Source organism: Rubrivivax sp. A210 (assembly GCF_904426505.1).
In the GTDB taxonomy this organism is placed as follows: Bacteria; Pseudomonadota; Gammaproteobacteria; order Burkholderiales; family Burkholderiaceae_C; genus Rubrivivax.
This window is the reverse complement of the sequence record NZ_CAJGBN010000034.1, coordinates 57,329-76,827: the sequence shown is the minus strand read 5'-3', so window position 1 is coordinate 76,827 and position 19,499 is coordinate 57,329. Positions and strand designations below refer to the sequence as shown.

The following is a 19,499-nucleotide window of genomic DNA, read 5'->3' as shown; positions in this document are numbered from 1 at the left end:
CCCGCACTGTAACGGCCCGTTCCATTGCCTGCCGGGCTGGCGGCTAGGCGCCGAGCACCGAATCGACGCCGCGGTTGGCCAGGCGGTCGGCGCGCTCGTTGCCGGGGTCACCGGCATGGCCCTTGACCCAGCGCCACTGCACCGCATGCGCAGCATTGAGCGTATCCAGGCGCTGCCACAGCTCCATGTTCTTCACCGGCTTCTTGTCGGCCGTGAGCCAGCCGCGTTTCTTCCAGCCGTGGATCCAGGTCGTGATGCCGTTCTTGACGTACTCGCTGTCGGTGTAGATGGTCACCGCGCAGCGCCGCTTGAGCGAGGCCAGGGCCTCGATCACCGCGGTCAGCTCCATGCGGTTGTTGGTGGTGAGCGTCTCGCCGCCGAACATCTCGCGCTCGTGCTCGCCGCTCTTCAACCAGGCGCCCCAGCCTCCGGGCCCCGGATTGCCGCGACACGCGCCGTCGGCATAAATCACCACTTCGGACATCAATGCTCCAGTTCGATGGCATTGCGGCGGCGGTTGGCCACCACGGCCGGTGCCGCCATGGGCTTGCGGCGCTCCTTGCGCACCAGGCCCACCAGGCGCATGCCCCGCACGCGCTTGACGGCGACCACGAAATACAGGGCCCCCAGCACCGGCCACCAGCGCTCGCCTATGGGTTCCATCCAGGCAAAGCGCTCCAGCCATGCCGCGCTGTTCAAGGGCGGCCTCCAGCAGCCAAAACGGCCCAGCTCGACCTCGAAGCCGAGCAGGCGCAGCCAGTCGCGCAGCCGCCAGTAGCCGATGAAATCGCCCGCCTGCGGCAGGAAGAGGTCGCGCTCGCGCCCCTGGCCCAGGCTGCGACGCAGGCGGCCGGCATTCTGGCGCAGGCCCCACAGGCTGGCCGGGTTGAAGCCGGCGATGACGACACGGCCCTCGGGCACCAGCACGCGCTCGACCTCGCGCAGGGTGTGATGCGGGTCGCGCGCCAACTCCAGCGCGTGCGGCAGCACGGCGAGATCGATGCTGGCATCGGGAAAGGGCAAGGCGTCGAACTCGCAGTGAAGGCTCACCGCCTCAGGCGACGGCAGCGTACTGATCAACGCGTCCATGGGCGGCGGCAGTGCCAGCGACTCGGGCACCTGCAGGATGTCGCTGGCCACCCAGCGGTGCGGCATGCGGTTGGCGCGCAAGCCGTCCAGTTCGGGCAGGCCCAGCTGCAGGGCATGGAAGCCGAAGGCATCTGTCACCGCCTGATCCAGACCTTGCTGTTCCCAGCCCAGCAGGTACTGGCCAGGAGGGGTCCTCAGCCAATCCCCCAACTCTATAATCGACTCTTCACGCGTCATGAATCTCCTAGCGCTGCCCGCCTTCGCCGACAACTACATCTGGATGCTGCACGACGGCACCAGCGCCGCGGTGGTCGATCCGGGCGATGCAGGCCCGGTGATCCAAGCGCTTGACCGCCTCGGGCTGGAACTGCGCGCGATTCTAGTGACGCACCACCATGCCGACCATGTCGGCGGCGTCGATGCCTTGAGGCCGCGCCTGCAAGGCCCCGTCTACGGCCCCGCCAGCGAGGCCCTGCCCGAGCCGGTGCATCGCCTCATCGAAGGCGAGCGCATCGAAGTTCTCGGCCAGGTCTTCGACATCCTCGACGTGCCCGGCCATACCGCCGGCCACATCGCTTATTTGCAGGCGGGTGCCGGTGCGGCGCCCTTCCTTTTTTGCGGCGACACGCTCTTCTCGGCCGGCTGCGGCCGCCTCTTCGAAGGCACGCCGGCGCAGATGCTCGCGTCGCTTTCCAAGCTCGCCGCACTGCCGCCGGACACCCAGGTGTGCTGCACCCACGAGTACACGCTGTCCAACCTGCGCTTTGCCGCCGCCGTCGAGCCCGGCAATGCACGCCGCGCCGCCTATGAGGCGCAATGCCAGGGCCGGCGTGCCGCGGGCGTGCCCACCCTGCCCGCAATGCTGGGGATGGAACTCGAGATCAACCCTTTCCTGCGCTGCAGCGAGCCCGAGGTGGCGGCGTCCGCCCGAGCCGAGGGCGCCACCGACAACGATGCGCTGTCGGTGTTCACCGCCCTGCGCGAATGGAAGAACCGCTTCCGATGACAAGCCTCACCCAGCGCTGGCACGCCGCCGGCAAAGTGGCCGCGGTGCTGATGCTGGCGCTGGCTGGCGGCTGCGCCAGCGTCGTGCAGGCCGTGCCCGCTGCCGCCGCCACGCAAGCCCAGTTGACCGACAGCCAGCCCATGGCCGATGCCCCGCCCCTGGTGCAGCCTGCCGTCGCCGCAAGCGAACCCGCCCCGGTGGCGACAGCTGAAACCGAAGAAGCCCCGTCCTGGTCGCCCGCCGCACGCGCCCGCCTGGACGCCGACGAAGCCGCGGCCCGCGGAGACCTTTGGCTGCGGCTGCGCGGCGGCTTCACGATCAACGATCTCGATGGCCCGCTGGTTCGCAAGTGGGAACAGTTCTATGCCGACCAGCCGGAATACGTCGAGCGCATGACGGCGCGCGCCAGCCGCTACCTCTACCATGTGCTCGATGAGGTCGAGAAGCGCGAGCTGCCGTCCGAACTGGCCCTGCTGCCCTTCATCGAAAGCGCCTTCAACCCGCAGGCCATGTCGCGTGCGCGCGCCTCGGGCATGTGGCAGTTCATGCCGGCCACCGGGCGCGATTTCGACCTGCGCCAGAACATCTTCCGCGACGACCGCCGCGACGTGCTGGCCTCCACCCGCGCTGCGCTGGACTATCTGCAGCAGCTCTATGTGCAGTTCGGCGACTGGCCGCTGGCGCTGGCCGCCTACAACTGGGGCCAGGGCAGCGTGCTCAAGGCGCAGGCGCGCAATCGCAAGGCCGGCCTGGCGACCGACTACGCCAGCCTGCGCATGCCCGACGAGACACGCAACTACGTGCCCAAGCTGCAGGCCATCAAGAACATCGTGCTGCGCCCCGAAGCCTATGCGCTGGCGCTGCCGCCGCTGCTGAACCACCCCTTCTTCCAGAGCGTGGCGGTCGAGCGCGACATCGACGTCTCCCTGGCGGCGCGCTTGGCCGGGCTGACGCTGGACGAGTTCCAGCAGCTCAACCCGCAAATGAACAAGCCGGTCATCCTGGCCGCCGGCACGCCGCAGATCCTGCTGCCCTACGACAACGCCAACCTGTTCGTGCGCGAGCTGGCCACGCACCGCGGCGCCCTGGCCAGCTGGACCGCCTGGGTTGCGCCGCGCACCCTCAAGCCGGCCGAGGCGGCCCGCCTCACCGGCATGGACGAAGTCCGCCTGCGCGAGTTCAACGCCATCCCGCCGCGCATGCTGATCAAGTCCGGCTCCACCCTGCTGGTGCCGCGCGCCGCCCATGCCACGGCCGATGTCTCCGAACTGCTGGCTGAGCACGCCAGCATCTCGCTCACCCCCGAGGCCCGGCCGCCGCGCCAGGTGCATTTCAAGGCCGGCCGCCAGGGCGAGACGGTGGCCGCCGCGGCTGCACGCCTGCGCCTGCCCGCCGCCGACCTGGCGCGCTGGAATGGCGTCGGCTCCCAGGCCCGCTTCAAGCCCGGCCAGAGCATCGTCGCCTTCGTGCCCGAGCGCCGCGCCGGCCAGGTCCGTGCGCTGGCGGAGTCGACAAAAGGCGGCCAACCCGCGGCACGCAAGCGCAAGGCCGCGCCGCCGGCACGCACGCGCGTCGCCGCCAGCAGCCAGCCGGGTCGGCCGATACAGCGCTGAGGTCGGTAGTTGGCTGCGCTGATCGGCGCAGCGCGTTGGAGGGTCGCACAAAGAAGAACGCCCCGACCACGGTCGGCGGTCGAGGCGTCGCTAGATGGTGGATCCGGGGGGAATCGAACCCCCGTCCGCAAGCCATCGCCGGACGGTTCTACATGCGTAGCTGTCTGATTTGAGTTTGAGGGCCCCGATCGCGCAGCAGCACGCTACCGGTTCCCCGAGTCACTTGGTTTTAGGCCCGCAACGAATGACGCGCTGCGGGACGAGCCAATGTGTATGACCTCGCAGCCTGCCGTCTTGCGACTTCAGACCCAGCCCATCGGCCAACTGTTGCGAGGCTCACCGGTTTTAAGCGGCGAGGGCGTACGAAGTATCGTTCGCAGTTACTTTGTTTCCAGTGGATTTACGAGCGTACTGGTGCTCGGCATGCCCCGCGCCGACTCCGCACCCACGTCGAAGCCAGGTCGGACCCAGACCTTGGAGTTTAGGCCAGTTCGAGGCGTTTCAAGATCTCATTGGGCTCAGCCAGCACGAAATCGGCGCCCCAGTCGGCGGCCTCTTGCCCCGGACCCAGGTAGCCCCAGGCGGCGGCCCAGGCGCCCATGGCGGCGGCGCGAGCTGCCAGCATGTCGCGCTCGTCGTCGCCGATGTAGACGCAGTCGGCCGCTACCAGGCCCAGGCGGCGCGCGGCCTCGAGCAAGGGCGCTGGGTGAGGTTTGGTATGGGGTGTGCTGTCTCCCGCCACCAGGGCTGCGGCGCGCGCCAGCGGCGGCAGGGCCTGCGCCAGCGGGGCGGCGAAGCGCAGCGCCTTGTTGGTGACGATGGCCCAGGGTATGGCGGCGGCGTCCAGCGTGGCCAGCAGCCCGGCGACGGTGCCGAAAAGCGCGCTCTCGCGCGTCATGCGTTGCTCGTAGCGGTCATGGAACTCGTCGCGCAGCGCCTCATAGGCGGTCTGCCCCGGCGCGAGGCCGAAGGCGGCGCCCAACATGCCGCGAGCGCCCGAGCCGGCATGCGGTCGCAGCGCCGCATAAGGCAGCGGCGCCTGGCCGCGTGCGGCGCGCATGTCGTTGGCGGTGCCGGCAAGATCGGGCGCGCTGTCGAGCAGCGTGCCGTCCAGGTCGAAGAGCAGTGCGCGCGGACGCGCCATCAGCCGGGCTTGCGGCAGCCGACCAGGTAGTTGACGCTGGTGTCGCCCGACAGCCAGTAGCGCCGCGTCAGCGGGTTGTACTGCATGCCGCGGTTGGCCTGCAGCGCCAGACCGGCGTCGCGGCACCAGCGCGCCAGTTCACTGGGACGCACGAAGCGCGCGTACTCATGGGTGCCACGCGGCAGCAGGCGCAGCAGGTACTCGGCGCCGACGATGGCAAAGAGAAAGGACTTTGGGCTGCGGTTGAGGGTGGAGAAGAAGACCCAGCCCCCCGGCTTGACAAGGTGAGCGCAGGCCGCCACCACCGCCGCCGGGTCGGGCACATGCTCCAGCATCTCCATGCAGGTGACAACATCGAAGGCCGCCGGCTTTTCTTCAGCCAGCGCCTCGGTGGCGATCTCGCGGTAGGCGAGGTTTTCGACCCCGCCCTCGAGCGCATGCAGCCGCGCCACGCTCAGCGGCCGCGATGCGAGATCGATGCCAGTGACATGAGAGGCTCGTGCCGCCATCGATTCCGACAGGATGCCGCCGCCGCAGCCGACATCGAGCACCTGCTTGCCGCGCAGGCTGGCCAACTGGTCTATCCATTCCAGCCGCAGCGGGTTGATTTGGTGCAGCGGGCGGAATTCGCTTTCCGGATCCCACCAGTGATGGGCGAGTTCGCTGAACTTGGCGAGTTCCTGTGCGTCGACATTGCTCATGGTGCGATGGTAATGGCACACGGCAGGCCGCCGCGGGCTCCGTGGCTCGCGCGCCCCCAGGGGCGGCAGCGAGAGGGCAATAAAAAACCCCGCCGAGGCGGGGTCTGGACGCTGGGACGGGCCCGGTAAGGGCCCTCGGCATCACTTCTTGGTGCGGGTACCAACAACCTCGACCTCGACGCGGCGATTCTTGGCCCGGCCTTCGGAGGTCTTGTTGTCGGCCACGGGCTGCTTGGAGCCCTTGCCTTCGGTGTAGACGCGGTTCTTCTCGATGCCCTTGCTGACCAGGAAGCCCTTGACGGCTTCGGCGCGCGAGATGGAAAGCTTGTTGTTGAGCGCGTCGTTGCCCACCGAGTCGGTGTGGCCGACGGCGATGATGACTTCGAGGTTGACACCCTTGGTCTTGTCGACCAGGTCGCCCAGCTTGGCGGCGGCCTCGGGCTTGAGGTTGGACTTGGCGAAGTCGAAGAAGGCGTCGGCGGCGAAGGAGACCTTCTCGCTCACCGGGGCGGGCGGTGCGGCCGGGGGAGCAGCAGGCTTGACCGGGGCCGGGACAACGACAGGAGCCGGGGCGGGGGCGGGGGCGGGGGCCGGAGCCGGCGGGGCAGCGCGCGGGGCGGCCGGGGCCGCAGCCGGCGCGGGAGCTGGTGCGGGCTTGATGGCGCCGTCGCAATCAGGAGCCGCGGTCGCCGGGGTCCAGCCGGCATCACGCCAGCACAATTCGTTGGTGCCGTTCTTCCAGACGGTGCCATCGGTGGCGCGCCAATTGTCCACCGAGCCAGCCTGCGCGAACGCGGCGATCGGGGCGGCAAGGGCGGCGGATGCTGCGAAGAGCATCGCCACCTTGTTCAATTTCTTCATGATTCTCCTCTCGAGGAAAGCCGCAGACGAGCCTGCGAAACGTCCAAAACGACAAGCGGGAAACTCGATGTATCAAGAGGGCAAATGCTCGCCTTCGCGGCATTTGCCATCGTCGGACGATTGTGCCATAGGGCGCCGATTGGCCTGCATTTTGGGCCCTGCGCTTAGGCAGCCCTGTGCCGCTGTTGCGCTGCCGCGACATGGCTCGGCCCGTAGAATGCGCGGTTTCGTGCGGCATCTTCGACCGCCCACAGCCCGCCTACCCAGCCCATCCGCATGACATCGTTCGCCAAGGAAACACTCGCCGTCAGCCTCGAAGAGGAGATGCGCCGTTCCTACCTCGATTACGCGATGAGCGTCATCGTCGGCCGTGCCCTGCCCGATGCGCGCGACGGCTTGAAGCCGGTCCATCGGCGCGTGCTGTTCGCGATGCACGAGTTGTCCAACCACTGGAACCGGCCCTACAAGAAGAGCGCGCGCATCGTCGGCGACGTGATCGGTAAATACCACCCGCACGGCGACACCGCGGTCTACGACACCATCGTGCGCATGGCGCAGGACTTCAGCCTGCGCCACATGCTGGTCGACGGCCAGGGCAATTTCGGCAGCGTCGACGGCGACAACGCCGCGGCCATGCGCTACACCGAAATCCGCCTGTCGAAGATCGCGCACGAGATGCTCGAGGACATCGACAAGGAAACGGTCGACTTCGCGCCCAACTACGACGGTAGCGAGAAAGAGCCGACGGTGCTGCCGACGCGGCTGCCGAACCTGCTGGTCAACGGCAGCGCCGGCATTGCGGTGGGCATGGCCACCAACATCCCGCCGCACAACCTCAACGAGGTCGTCGACGCCTGCCTGCACCTGCTGAAGAACCCCGACGCCACCATCGACGAGCTGATGGAGATCGTGCCGGCGCCCGACTTCCCCACCGCCGGCATCATCTATGGCCTGAACGGCGTGCGCGAGGGTTACCGCACCGGGCGCGGCAAGGTGATCATGCGCGCCAAGTGCCATTTCGAGGACATCGACAAGGGGGCACGCCAGGCCATCATCGTCGACGAGATTCCCTACCAGGTGAACAAGAAGACGCTGCTCGAGCGCATCGCCGAGCTCGTCCACGAGAAGAAGATCGAGGGCATCAGCCACATCCAGGACGAGAGCGACAAGGACGGCATGCGTGTCGTCATCGAGCTCAAGCGCGGCGAAGTGCCCGAGGTGGTGCTCAACAACCTCTACAAGCAGACCCAGCTGCAGGACACCTTCGGCGTCAACATGGTGGCGCTGATCGACGGCCAGCCCCGGCTGTGCAACCTGAAGCAGCTGATCGAGGTCTTCCTCGACCACCGGCGCGAGGTCGTGACGCGGCGCACGGTGTACGAGCTGCGCAAGGCGCGCGAACGCGGCCATGTGCTCGAAGGCCTGGCGGTGGCGCTGGCCAACATCGACGAGTTCATCGAGACCATCAAGACCAGCCCGACGCCACCAGTGGCCAAGACGGCGCTGATGGCCAAGGCCTGGGATTCGTCCATGGTGCGCGAGATGCTGGCGCGCGCCGAGGAAAGCACGCCCGGCGGCCGCGCCGCCTACCGGCCCGAGGGCCTGCCCGGCACCTACGGCCTGCAGCCCGACGGCCTGTACCGGCTGAGCGACGAGCAGGCGCAGGAAATCCTGCAGATGCGGCTGCAGCGCCTGACCGGGCTGGAGCAGGACAAGATCATCGGCGAGTACCGCGAGGTGATGACCGAGATCGCCGACCTGCTGGACATCCTGGCCAAGCCCGAGCGCGTGAGCGCCATCATCAGTGGCGAGCTCGGCGCGCTGCGCCAGGAGTTCGGCCAGACCAAGCTGGGCGCACGCCGCAGCGTGATCGAGCGCAACGCGCTCGAGCTCGGCACCGAAGACCTGATCACCCCGGCCGACATGGTGGTCACGCTCAGCCACACCGGCTACATCAAAAGCCAGCCGCTGGCCGAATACCGCGCCCAGAAGCGCGGCGGCCGCGGCAAGCAGGCCACGCAGACCAAGGAAGACGACTGGATCGACCAGCTCTTCATCGCCAACACGCACGACTGGATCCTGTGCTTTAGCGACCGCGGCCGCGTCTACTGGGTCAAGGTCTGGGAAGTGCCGCAAGGCGGCCGCGCCAGCCGCGGCAAGCCCATCGTCAACATGTTCCCGCTGCAGCCGGGCGAGAAGATCAACGTCGTGCTGCCGCTGACGGGCGAGTTCCGCAGCTTCCCCGCCGATCACTACGTGTTCATGGCCACGGCCCAGGGCGTGGTCAAGAAGACGCCGCTGGACGAATTCAGCAACCCGCGCAAGGCCGGCATCATCGCCGTCACGCTGGACGAGGGCGACGTGCTGATCGGCGCATCGCTCACCGACGGCCACCACGACGTGATGCTGTTCAGCGATGGCGGCAAGGCAGTGCGCTTCGACGAGGGCGACGTCACGGCCCATGGCCGCCAATCGCGTGGCGTCAAGGGCATGACGCTCGAAGACGGCCAGAGCGTGATTGCCATGCTGGTGGCCGAGGATGAGACGCAGAGCGTGCTCACCGCCACCGAGAACGGCTACGGCAAGCGCACCAGCATCACCGAATACACCCGCCACGGCCGCGGCGGCAAAGGCATGATCGCCATCGTGCAAAGCGAGCGCAACGGCCCCGTCGTCGCCGCCACGCTGGTGCGGCCGGCTGACGAGATCATGCTCATCACCGACAAGGGTGTGCTGGTTCGCACACGCGTGGCCGAAATCCGCGAACTGGGCCGCGCTACCCAGGGTGTGACGCTGATCGCACTGGACAATGGCACCAAACTTTCGGGCCTGCAGCGCATCGTCGAGAACGACGCGCCGTCCGAAGGCGAGGACAACCCCGCCGGCGAACCCGGCCAATGAGGAAACCGATGATCAAGACCGCCGCCCTGGCGACGCTGCTGGCGTTTGCTACGCTGGCCTCGGCGCAGACCGCCCCCGCCACCAGCGCCGCCAAGAAGGCCCTCGTGGCCAAGGTGCTGCAACTGCAGCAACCCGGCATCGACGCGATGGCCACCCAGATCGCCGAGCAGCCCGCGCGCCAGATGCTGGCGCAGGCCGGACAGGCCCTGCAGCGCGTGCCGGCCGACAAGCGCGAGGCGCTGGCGCGGGACATCGAGGCCGACGTGCGCAAGTACGCCGAAGAAGCCACGCCGCTGGTGAAGGCTGCGGCCACCCGGCTGGCGCCGGGCGCCATCGGCCCGCTGCTGGAAGAGCGCTTCACCGAAGATGAGCTCAAGCAGGTCATCGCGCTGCTCGAGTCGCCCGTGAACCGCAAGTACCAGCAGATGGGCGGCGACATGCAACGCGCCCTGGGCGAAAAGCTGGGCGCCGAAGTGCGCGCACCGGTGGAGGCCAAGATGCGCGCGCTCGAGCAGACCGTGGGCAAGCGCCTGGGCATTGCGCCGCCGGCCGCGGGCGCATCGGCTGCCAAGAAGTAAGCAGGCAATCGCGGCCCGCTGGCGATGAGTTCGTCCGACCCGACCGTCGACCCCGAACTGCTGGCCCTGCGCCAGCGCATCGACGCGGTCGACCGCGAGATGCTGGAATTGCTCAACCGCCGCGCCACCCTGGCGCTGACGGTGGGCGAGATCAAGAAGCACCAGGGCTCAGTGGTCTTCCGCCCCGAGCGCGAGGCCCAGGTGATCGACGGCCTCAAGGCCGTCAACCAGGGCCCGCTGGCCACCGCCAGCGTGGCACCGATCTGGCGCGAGATCATGTCGGCCTGCCGCGCGCTGGAGACGCCGACGCGCGTGGCCTACCTGGGCCCGGCCGGCACCTTCAGCGAACTGGCGGCGCTGGGCTACTTCGGTGCCTCCATCGTCAAGCTGCCCTGCTCCAGCATCGACGAGGTCTTCCGCACCACCACCGCCGGCGCGGCCGATTTCGGCGTCGTGCCGGTGGAGAACTCCACCGAAGGCATGATCGGCCGCTCGCTGGACATCTTCCTCACCACGCCGCTGTTCATCATCGGCGAGACCAGCCTGCTGGTGCGCCACAACCTGCTGCGCAAGGACAACACGCCGGCCGGCATCAAGGCCGTGTGCGCCCATCCGCAGGCGCTGGCGCAATGCCAGGGCTGGCTCAACACCCACCTGCCTGATGTCGAGCGGCGCCCGGTGGCCAGCAATGCCGAGGGCGCGCGCCTGGCGGGCCTCGATCCATCGCTGGCCGCCATCGCCAGCGAGCGCGCCGGCAGCGAGTTCGGCCTGCATGTGGTGGAGCCGGCGATCCAGGACGAACCCAACAACCGCACCCGCTTCGCCGTCGTGGCCGATCGCGGGAGCCACCCCGCGCCCAAGCCCTCGGGCCACGACTGCACCAGCCTGGTGGTCTCGGTTCCCAACCGGCCCGGCGCGATGCACGACCTGCTCACGCCGCTGAAGAACCACGGCGTCTCGATGACGCGCATCGAGAGCCGCCCGGCGCGCTCGGGCCAGTGGGAGTACTTCTTCTACATCGACATCCAGGGCCACCCCGACGAGCCGCGCGTCGCCACGGCCCTGCGCGAACTGCACGACGCCTGCGCCTTCTTCAAGATCCTGGGCACCTACCCCATCGACGTGCACTGAGCCGGCCCGACGAACATGTTCACCCAACTCGGCGTCATCGGCTGCGGCCTCATGGGCGGCAGCTTCGCCCTCGCGCTCAAGCGTGCCGGCCTCGTCAAGCGCGTCGTCGGCTACAGCAAGTCGCCCTCGACCACCGAGCGCGCCAAGAAACTGGGCGTCATCGACGTCATCGCCGAATCGGCGCTGCTGGCCGTGTCGGGCTCGGACATCGTGCTCCTCGCCGTGCCGGTGGCGGCCACCGAGACCACGCTCAAGGCCATCCGCCACCTCGTGGAGCCGGGCGTGCTGGTGATGGACGTCGGCAGCACCAAGCGCGATGTCGTCGACGCCGCCCGCCGCGTGCTGCGCGAGCGCATCAGCTCCTTCGTGCCCGCCCACCCCATCGCCGGCAAGGAGGTCTCGGGCATTCAGAACGCCGACGCCTCGCTCTATGCCAACCGCCAGGTCATCATCACGCCGCTCGCGCAGACCCTGCCCGAACTGGTGCAGAAGGCCACCGATGTCTGGTCGGCCATAGGCTCGCAGGTGCTCAAGATGACGCCCGAGAACCACGACGCCGCCTTCGCCGCCGTGAGCCACCTGCCGCATCTGCTGGCCTTTGCCTATTTCAGCTCGGTCGTCAACCAGCCCGCCGGGCGCGACTTCCTCTCGCTCGCCGGCCCCGGCTTCCGCGACTTCACGCGCATCGCTGCCAGCAATCCCGAGACCTGGCGCGACATCCTGGTCGCCAACCGCGAAGAGCTGCTCAAGCAGTCGACGCGTTTCCGCCAGGCGCTCGATGCGCTGGAGCACGTCATCCGCGAAGGCAATGCCGACGCGCTCGAAGGCCTGATCCGCACCCCCGCTGAAGGCCGCGCAAACTGGCAGATGAGCGCGCCGCGCCCCGCCGGCACTTCGGTCGGCAAGGCCTGACCGGGCCGGCGGCCCACCGCCCGCCCTTCCCCGGCTCACCCGCATGTACGACCTCCCCCATCTCGACCTTCCGCCCCTGAACAGCGCCGCCGGCACGGTGCGGCTGCCGGGCTCCAAGAGCATCTCCAACCGTGTGTTGTTGCTGGCCGGCCTGGCCGCCGGTACCACGGCGGTCCACGACTTGCTCGCCAGCGACGACACCCGCGTCATGCTGGACGCGCTGCGCGCCCTGGGCTGCACGCTGGAGCGCGACGGCGCGGTGCTGCGCGTCACCGGCCTGGGCGGGCGCCTGGCGGTGCATGAGGCGCGGCTCTTCCTGGGCAATGCCGGCACCGCGATGCGGCCGCTGGCGGCGGCGCTGGCAGTGCTGGCCGCCACCCAGGGCGGGCGCTTCGAGCTTTCCGGCGTGCCGCGCATGCACGAGCGCCCCATCGGCGATCTCGTAGCCGCGCTGCGCCCGCTGGGCTGCACGGTTGACGATCTCGGCAATCCGGGCTACCCGCCGCTGCGCCTTTCCGGCCAGGCCGGCGGGCGCCTGGCCACCGAGTTGCCCATCCGCGTGCGCGGCGATGTCTCGAGCCAGTTCCTCACCGCACTGCTTCTGGCCCTGCCGCTGGTGGCCGACGAGCGCGACATCGTGATCGAGGTCGATGGCGAGCTGATTTCCACGCCCTATATCGAGATCACGCTCAACCTGCTGGCACGCTTCGGCATCGCCGTGCGGCGCGAGGGCTGGCAACGCTTCACCATCCCGCGGGGCAGCCGCTATGCGTCGCCGGGCGCCATCCACGTCGAGGGTGATGCCTCGTCGGCCTCCTACTTCGTCGCCCTCGGCGCCCTCGCGGCCCAGGGCGATGACGTGGTGAGGATCGAGGGCGTGGGTCTCGACTCCATCCAGGGCGACATCCGCTTCGTCGACGCCGCCCAGGCCATGGGCGCCCAGGTCTACGGCGGCCCCGGCTGGCTGGAGGTGAAGCGCGGGCGCTGGCCGCTGGCCGGCATCCATCTCGACTGCAAGCAGATTCCCGACGCCGCGATGACACTGGCCGTGATGGCGCTCTACGCCGACGGCCCGACGCGGCTGACCGGCATCGCCAGCTGGCGCGTCAAGGAAACCGACCGCATCGCGGCGATGGCCGCCGAGCTGCGCAAGGTGGGCGCCGCGGTCGTCGAGGGGCCGGATTTCATCGAGGTCAGCCCGCCGCTGCAGTGGCAGCCGGGCGTGATCCACACCTACGACGACCACCGCATGGCGATGTGCCTGTCGCTGGCCGCCTTCAACCCGCTGGCGGGCGGCAACTGCCCGGTGCGCATCCTTGACCCCAAGTGCGTGGCCAAGACCTTCCCCGACTACTTCGAGGCCTTCTTCGGCCTCGTCGGCGCGGCCGACGGCGCGGTTCCGGTGATCACGGTCGACGGCCCCACGGCCTCGGGCAAGGGCACGCTGGCGGCGGCGCTGGCGGCGGCGCTGGGCTGGCAGTTGCTGGACTCGGGCGCGCTCTACCGCGCCACCGGCCTGGCGGCGCAGTGGGACGGTGTCGCCCCCGACGACGAGGCTGCAGTGGCCCGCCTGGCCGCAGCGCTGGAACTGCGCTTCGGCCAGGGCAGCGAGGCCGGCCGCGTCTGGCTGCGCGGGCGCGAGGTGACCGACGATCTGCGCCTGGAAGCCACCGGCGCGCTGGCCTCGCGCGTGGCCTCGCTGCCGGCCGTGCGCCAGGCCTTGCACGCGCTGCAGCTGGCCTTCCGCCGCGCCCCCGGCCTGGTGGCCGACGGGCGCGACATGGGCACCGTCATCTTCCCCGGCGCGCCGCTCAAGGTCTTTCTCACCGCGAGTGCTGCCGAGAGGGCCGCGCGACGCCATAAGCAATTGATGGCAAAGGGAATTCCGGCTAACATGATCGACCTTCGTGCCGACCTTGAGGCGCGCGATGCGCGGGACACGTCCCGGGCAACAGCGCCCTTGAAGCCGGCCGAGGACGCGAGGCTGCTCGACAACTCGGCCCTGGGCATCGAAGAATCGGTGCAGCAGGTGCTGGCTTGGTGGCAGCAGAGCGGGCCGTTCGGCTCGCCGCCCTGAACCTCTCCAGGCCCGGGCGGCGTCTCGCGCGGCGAGAAGCCCAGCCCCGTCGCACCAGTCCACATCGGCCCGCAGTGGCCGCCAGGCCCCGAGCCGAAAGGCTCAGGCGCGATGGATGTTCAACCCGCAAACCGCGGCACCTGCCGCAAGCACGTCCGGCTCTGCTCTCAACTCCTCCGGGCCCACAGGAAATCCATGTCCGTCACTACTACCGTCACCGCCACCGGTGGCATGTCCGCCTTTGCCGCCCTGTTTGAAGAGTCGTTGCAGCAGAACGACATGCGCGTCGGCGAGGTCATCTCCGCCGAGGTCGTGCGCATCGACTTCAACCACGTCGTCGTCAACGCCGGCCTGAAGAGCGAAAGCTACGTCGCGATCGAGGAATTCAAGAACGACCAGGGCGAGCTCGAAGTCCAGGTCGGCGATTTCGTCTCGGTCGCCATCGACGCCGTCGAAAACGGCTACGGCGATACCATCCTGAGCCGCGACAAGGCCAAGCGCCTGGCCTCGTGGATGAGCCTCGAAAACGCGCTGGAGTCGGGCGAATTCGTCACCGGCACCGTCAGCGGCAAGGTCAAGGGCGGCCTCACGGTGCTGGTCAACGGCATCCGCGCCTTCCTGCCCGGCAGTCTGCTCGACACGCGCCCGGTGAAGGACATGACGCCCTTCGAGGGCAAGACGATGGAGTTCAAGGTCATCAAGCTCGACCGCAAGCGCAACAACGTCGTGTTGTCGCGCCGCGCCGTCGTCGAGGCTTCGATGGGCGAGGAACGCGCCAAGCTGCTTGAGACGCTGACCGAAGGCGCCATCGTCCACGGCGTGGTCAAGAACATCACCGAATACGGTGCCTTCGTGGATCTGGGCGGCATCGACGGCCTGCTGCACATCACCGACATGGCCTGGCGCCGCGTGCGCCACCCGAGCGAGGTGGTCACGGTCGGCCAGGAACTCACCGCCAAGGTGCTGAAGTTCGACGCCGAGAAGAACCGCGTCAGCCTGGGCCTCAAGCAGCTGGGCGACGACCCCTGGCACGGCGTCAGCCGCCGCTACCCGAACGGCACGCGCCTGTTCGGCAAGATCACCAACATCGCCGACTACGGTGCCTTCGTCGAGATCGAGCCGGGCATCGAAGGCCTGGTGCATGTCTCCGAGATGGACTGGACCAACAAGAACGTTGCACCGGCCAAGGTCGTCACCCTGGGCGAGGAAGTCGAAGTCATGGTCCTCGAGATCGACGAGGACAAGCGCCGCATCAGCCTGGGCATGAAGCAGTGCAAGGCCAATCCGTGGGAAGAGTTCTCTTCCAACGTCAAGCGCGGCGACAAGGTCAAGGGCCCCGTCAAGTCGATCACCGACTTCGGCGTCTTCGTCGGCCTTTCGGCCGGCATCGACGGCCTGGTGCATCTGTCCGACCTCTCCTGGCACGAGCCGGGCGAGACCGCGGTGCGCAACTACAAGAAGGGCCAGGAAGTCGAGGCCATCGTGCTGGCCGTGGACGTGGAACGCGAGCGCATCAGCCTGGGCATCAAGCAGCTCGACGTCGATCCGTTCACCAGCTTCACCACGCTCAATGACCGCGGTGCGGTCGTCAACGGCAAGGTCAAGAGCGTCGACCCGCGTGGCGCCGAGATCCAGCTCAACGACGACGTCACCGGCTACCTGCGCGCCTCCGAGATCAGCCGCGACCGCGTCGAAGATGCGCGCAATGTGCTCAAGGAAGGCGACGATGTCAGCGTGATGGTGATCAACGTCGACCGCAAGATGCGCTCGATCCAGTTGTCCATCAAGGCCAAGGACAACGCCGACGAGCAGCAGGCCATGCAGCGCCTGACGCAGGTGAACGAGCGTGAGAACGCCGGCACCACGAGCCTGGGCGCCCTGCTGCGCGCCAAGCTCGACAACCGCGGCGAGTAAGCCCGCCCGCGCCGCGGCCCCGCCTCACGGCGGGGCCGCGGCTCAACCCGCGCCAGCCCGGTGCGGGCGCTCCCCGAACCCCGCCGCCGCACCGACCCGCCGATGACCCGCTCAGACCTCGTCACCCGCCTCGCCGAGCGTTTTGCCCAGCTCACGCAGCGCGACACCGAGTTCGCGGTCAAGACCATCCTCGACGCCATGTCCGACGCGCTGGCGCGTGGCCACCGCATCGAGATCCGCGGCTTCGGCAGCTTCAGCATCAACCGCCGCCCGCCGCGCGTGGGCCGCAATCCGCGCAGCGGCGAGCAGGTGGTGATTCCCGAGAAGCTGGTGCCCCACTTCAAGCCCGGCAAGGCGCTGCGCGAAGCCGTCGACGAGCAGGTGCCGGTCGAGCCCTGAAAGCCGGCCCGCGCCGCCCTAGAATGGCGGCGGCATGCGCTTCATCGTCTGGCCGCTTCGGGCCTTCATCTTCTTCACGCTCTTCGCCTTCGCGCTGAACAACCAGCAGGCGGCCACCGTGCGCTGGTTCTTCGGCGTCGAATGGCATGCGCCCATGGTCATCATCGTGCTGGTGGCCTTTGCCGCCGGCTGCGCCCTGGGCGTGGCGGCGATGCTGCCCAACTGGTGGCGCCACTGGCGCTCCACGCGCCAGGCGCGGCGCGAGGCCGCCCCGGCGGCACCGGCCGCGGCGCCGCAGACCGCCCCGCCCTCGGAGTTCGCCAGCGAGCATCCGCCGCGCATCGGCGTCTAGATGGAATTCGATTTCCAGTGGCTGCTGATCGGCCTGCCGGTGGCCTTTGCCCTCGGCTGGATGGCCTCGCGCATCGATCTGCGCCAACTGCGCCACGCCCGCAACGACGCGCCGCGCGCCTACTTCGAAGGCCTGAACCTGCTGCTCAACGAACAGCAGGACAAGGCCATCGACGCCTTCATCGAGGCGGTACAGCACGACCCCGACACCACCGAGCTGCATTTCGCGCTTGGCAACCTGTTCCGCCGCCGCGGCGAGTTCGAGCGCGCCGTGCGCGTACACGAGCATCTGCTGGGCCGCTCCGATCTCGGCCCCGACGGCCGCCATCGGGCCCAGCTGGCGCTGGCGCAGGACTTCATGAAGGCCGGCCTCTTCGACCGCGCCGAGGCCGCCTGGCGTGCGCTGGCCGGCACGCCCTACGACGGCCAGGCCCAGCTGGCCCTGCTCTCGCTGTTCGAGCGCTCGCGCGAGTGGGGGCGCGCCGCCGAAGTGGCGCGCCGGCTCGAGCAGGCCGGCGGCGCCTCGTTCGCCGCCCGCATCGCCCACTATGAATGCGAGCTGGCCGAGGCTGCCGACGCGCAGCAGCGCCCGGAAGATGCCGAGGCTGCGCTGGCGCGCGCCTTGCAGGCCGCGCCCCAGGCTGCAAGGCCGCATCTGCTGGCCGGCTGGCGCGCTCGCCGCCAGGGCAGGCCGGCCGAGGCGATGGCAGCCTGGGACCGCCTGCGGCGCATCCAGCCCACTGCCTTTTTGCTGGCTGCCGCCGAGTACGCACGCGCGGCCTGCGACGCCGGCCAGGTGGCGTCGGCGCGCGCCGCCCTCCTCGAGGCACTGGCCACGCTGCCGGCCGTGGAACTGGTGCAAGCGCTGGACGAACTCGAAGCGCGCGACGAAAGCACCGCGGAGGGCCACGGCGAGGAACGCTTGCAGCGCCTGCTGGCCTTGCTGGGCCAGCAGCCCTCGCTGAGTGCCGTGCAGATGTTGCTGGCGCTGCCGCACTGGTACGCATCCGAGGCCGCCAGCAGTGCCCTTCGCGATGCCGTGGCCCAGGCGGCGCGGCCGCTGCAGCGCTACCGCTGCGCCGCCTGCGGCTTCGAGGCCCAGCACTATTTCTGGCAGTGCCCGGGCTGCCTGAGCTGGGACAGCTACCCGACCCAGCGCGTCGACGCGCTGTAGCCGGCGGCTAGACCGCCACGCGCAGTGCCGCGGTCTGGCGCTCGAACAGCGCCAGCACGTCCTGGCGGCTCGGCACCTGGCCACGGCCACCGATGCTGGCCACCGGCCCGGGCCCGGTGATGCCGGCCAGGCCCGGCTCGTGGTCGCAGTAGATGCCCAGGGTTGGCCGCCCGAAGGCGGCGGCCAGGTGGGTGAAGCCGGTGTCGAGGCCGACGATGTGCTGGGCACCGGCCAGCACCGAGGCCATCTCGCCCACCTTCAGGTAGGGCGGTACATCGCCCTCGCAACCGGCGGCGATGCGCTCGGCCAGGGTTTGTTCTGAATCGCGTCCCCACAGCACCACCGGCAGCCAGCCCAGCTCGAGCATGCGCCGGCCCACGGCCACCCAATGGCGCTCGGGCCAGAGCTTCTCGGCCCGGCTGGCGTTGGGGATGATGACCGCGTAGCGGCTGCGCGGCTTCCACACCGGCTTGGGCGGCGCGAGGCCGAAATCGGGCGCGCTCGCCGGCAACGCATAGCCCAGCTGCTGCGCCACCAGCTGGCGGCAGCGCTGCACAGCGTGCAGTTCGCGCGGCACGGCCTGGGTGTGCTGGTAGAAGCGCGCCGCCAGGGGTTCGCGGATGCTGGCCTGGTCGTAGCCGGCCACTGGCGCACGCGCCGCACGCGCCCACAGCACGCTCTTGAGCAGGCCTTGCAGGTCGAGCACGAGGTCGTAGCGGCCCTCGCGCAGGCGCGTGCGCAGCGTCCGCATCTGGGCCCAGGTCTCGGCCTTGAGCAATTGCCCGCGCCACTTGCGCCAGGACATCGGCAGCACCTGGCGTATGCCGGCGTGCATCTGCGGGATCGCGGCAAATGGCGCCTCGACCAGCCAGTCTATGGCCACGTCAGCGCGTTGGCGCAGGATGTCGTTGACCACCGGCATCGCGTGTACGACGTCGCCCATCGACGAGGTCTTGACGATCAGCAGGCGCACCGGCATCAGGCCTTCCTGGCTTCAGCCACCAGGGCCGGGTTGAAGCGCGGGTCGTTGTACATCTTGAACTGGCGGTAGACCTTGAAGTAAGCGCGGCCTGCCGCGGCGTCGGCCAGCAAGTCGTCCAGGCAGCCGGCCAGATCCTGGCGCTGCTGCTGCAGGCGTTCGAGCCGTCCGGCACTGGCAGCGCGGTGAGCCTCGTCGACGTCGCTGCGCCCGGCCTGCAGGCGCATGGCGTGGATCTTCAAGGCCATGATCGACAGGCGGTCGATCATGCTGCCGGCGGTCTCGCTGTTGAGCCGTGCGCCGGCCGGCACGCGCGAGCGCGGCGTGTCGGTGCGCGCCGAGGCCTCGTCGACCAGGCCCAGCGCAATCAGCAGCAGTTCATCGACGCGCTCGGTGGCATCGTTGCGGGCCTGGTTGTAGCCGTCGATGGCGCGCTTGTTGGCGGCGATCTCGGCGTCGGCCACGGTGGTGCGGCGCGCCAGGTCTTCCTCGGCCCACAGCAGGCTGTTGTTGACGTGGTTGGTCTGCAGCCACAGCCACAGTGCAGCGTCGCGCGGTGGCGGCACCTGCCGCGGCCAGCCGGGCGCGGCGATCAGGGCATCATGGAAGGCGACGATCTCGCTCGCAGACAGCGCAAGGGCAGCGGACATGGGCAGATGGGGCAGCTCC

The 19,499-nt window shown here is 69.2% G+C and carries 18 protein-coding genes and 1 other RNA gene; 11 read left to right on the top strand and 8 right to left on the bottom strand.

Features of this window, described 5'->3' with window-relative positions; translation table 11 throughout:
• Positions 1 to 43 precede the first annotated feature (43 nt).
• Entirely contained in the window at positions 44 to 484 is a 441-nt protein-coding gene (gene rnhA / locus JMV16_RS16390) for a ribonuclease HI (protein ID WP_201495374.1), read from the bottom strand.
• Positions 484 to 1,326, bottom strand: coding sequence for a class I SAM-dependent methyltransferase (locus tag JMV16_RS16385; RefSeq protein ID WP_201495373.1), 843 nt, complete (start codon positions 1,324 to 1,326; stop codon positions 484 to 486). Before JMV16_RS16385 ends, rnhA begins: the two co-directional genes overlap by 1 nt.
• Between JMV16_RS16385 and gloB the strand changes: the two genes are divergently transcribed.
• Both gloB and JMV16_RS16375 read left to right on the top strand, forming a co-directional pair.
• On the top strand, positions 1,325 to 2,095 hold the full coding sequence (gloB, locus tag JMV16_RS16380) for a hydroxyacylglutathione hydrolase (protein ID WP_201495372.1): 771 nt from the start codon (positions 1,325 to 1,327) through the stop codon (positions 2,093 to 2,095). The two genes, JMV16_RS16385 and gloB, sit on opposite strands and share 2 nt — an antisense overlap.
• A complete protein-coding gene (locus tag JMV16_RS16375) occupies positions 2,092 to 3,708 on the top strand; it encodes a transglycosylase SLT domain-containing protein (protein ID WP_201495371.1) in 1,617 nt (538 codons plus the stop codon). Before gloB ends, JMV16_RS16375 begins: the two co-directional genes overlap by 4 nt.
• Before the next feature lie 95 nt (positions 3,709 to 3,803).
• On the opposite strand, the gene ssrA is transcribed toward JMV16_RS16375, so the two are convergent.
• The 4 genes from ssrA to ompA all read right to left on the bottom strand — a co-directional run bounded on the left by ssrA (position 3,804) and on the right by ompA (position 6,414).
• Positions 3,804 to 4,177: a transfer-messenger RNA gene (gene ssrA, locus JMV16_RS16370) on the bottom strand.
• A gap of 12 nt (positions 4,178 to 4,189) precedes the next feature.
• Complete coding sequence (locus JMV16_RS16365) at positions 4,190 to 4,852, bottom strand: HAD-IA family hydrolase (protein WP_201495370.1); 663 nt, start codon at positions 4,850 to 4,852, stop codon at positions 4,190 to 4,192.
• Positions 4,852 to 5,553, bottom strand: a complete 702-nt coding sequence (gene ubiG / locus JMV16_RS16360; protein ID WP_201495369.1) for a bifunctional 2-polyprenyl-6-hydroxyphenol methylase/3-demethylubiquinol 3-O-methyltransferase UbiG — start codon at positions 5,551 to 5,553, stop codon at positions 4,852 to 4,854. Before ubiG ends, JMV16_RS16365 begins: the two co-directional genes overlap by 1 nt.
• 141 nt (positions 5,554 to 5,694) lie before the next feature.
• Positions 5,695 to 6,414, bottom strand: coding sequence for an outer membrane protein OmpA (ompA, locus tag JMV16_RS16355; RefSeq protein ID WP_201495368.1), 720 nt, complete (start codon positions 6,412 to 6,414; stop codon positions 5,695 to 5,697).
• A 276-nt stretch (positions 6,415 to 6,690) separates the two neighbouring features.
• On the opposite strand from ompA, the gene gyrA reads away from it, so the two are divergent.
• The 9 genes from gyrA (at position 6,691) to lapB (ending at position 17,851) form a co-directional block, all read left to right on the top strand.
• On the top strand, positions 6,691 to 9,315 hold the full coding sequence (gene gyrA, locus JMV16_RS16350) for a DNA gyrase subunit A (RefSeq protein ID WP_201495367.1): 2,625 nt from the start codon (positions 6,691 to 6,693) through the stop codon (positions 9,313 to 9,315).
• A gap of 8 nt (positions 9,316 to 9,323) precedes the next feature.
• Positions 9,324 to 9,893, top strand: coding sequence for a hypothetical protein (locus JMV16_RS16345; RefSeq protein ID WP_201495366.1), 570 nt, complete (start codon positions 9,324 to 9,326; stop codon positions 9,891 to 9,893).
• A 24-nt stretch (positions 9,894 to 9,917) separates the two neighbouring features.
• The gene (pheA, locus tag JMV16_RS16340; protein WP_201495365.1) at positions 9,918 to 11,024 is read left to right on the top strand and encodes a prephenate dehydratase; all 1,107 of its coding nucleotides are present in this window, start codon (positions 9,918 to 9,920) and stop codon (positions 11,022 to 11,024) included.
• Positions 11,025 to 11,039: 15 nt separating this feature from the next.
• Positions 11,040 to 11,936, top strand: coding sequence for a prephenate dehydrogenase (locus JMV16_RS16335; RefSeq protein WP_201495364.1), 897 nt, complete (start codon positions 11,040 to 11,042; stop codon positions 11,934 to 11,936).
• A gap of 43 nt (positions 11,937 to 11,979) precedes the next feature.
• On the top strand, positions 11,980 to 14,013 hold the full coding sequence (locus tag JMV16_RS16330) for a bifunctional 3-phosphoshikimate 1-carboxyvinyltransferase/cytidylate kinase (protein ID WP_201495363.1): 2,034 nt from the start codon (positions 11,980 to 11,982) through the stop codon (positions 14,011 to 14,013).
• Positions 14,014 to 14,208: 195 nt separating this feature from the next.
• The gene (gene rpsA / locus JMV16_RS16325; RefSeq protein WP_411565039.1) at positions 14,209 to 15,927 is read left to right on the top strand and encodes a 30S ribosomal protein S1; all 1,719 of its coding nucleotides are present in this window, start codon (positions 14,209 to 14,211) and stop codon (positions 15,925 to 15,927) included.
• Positions 15,928 to 16,029: 102 nt separating this feature from the next.
• Complete coding sequence (locus tag JMV16_RS16320; RefSeq protein ID WP_201495362.1) at positions 16,030 to 16,326, top strand: integration host factor subunit beta; 297 nt, start codon at positions 16,030 to 16,032, stop codon at positions 16,324 to 16,326.
• A gap of 34 nt (positions 16,327 to 16,360) precedes the next feature.
• Positions 16,361 to 16,678, top strand: coding sequence for a lipopolysaccharide assembly LapA domain-containing protein (locus tag JMV16_RS16315; protein WP_201495361.1), 318 nt, complete (start codon positions 16,361 to 16,363; stop codon positions 16,676 to 16,678).
• Positions 16,679 to 17,851, top strand: coding sequence for a lipopolysaccharide assembly protein LapB (gene lapB, locus JMV16_RS16310; RefSeq protein WP_201495360.1), 1,173 nt, complete (start codon positions 16,679 to 16,681; stop codon positions 17,849 to 17,851).
• A 7-nt stretch (positions 17,852 to 17,858) separates the two neighbouring features.
• Here the strand turns inward: lapB and waaC are convergent, their stop codons facing one another.
• Together waaC and JMV16_RS16300 are read right to left on the bottom strand one after the other, a co-directional pair.
• Positions 17,859 to 18,830, bottom strand: coding sequence for a lipopolysaccharide heptosyltransferase I (gene waaC / locus JMV16_RS16305; protein WP_201495359.1), 972 nt, complete (start codon positions 18,828 to 18,830; stop codon positions 17,859 to 17,861).
• The gene (locus tag JMV16_RS16300) at positions 18,830 to 19,480 is read right to left on the bottom strand and encodes a DUF4254 domain-containing protein (RefSeq protein WP_201495358.1); all 651 of its coding nucleotides are present in this window, start codon (positions 19,478 to 19,480) and stop codon (positions 18,830 to 18,832) included. Before JMV16_RS16300 ends, waaC begins: the two co-directional genes overlap by 1 nt.
• Positions 19,481 to 19,499 lie beyond the last annotated feature (19 nt).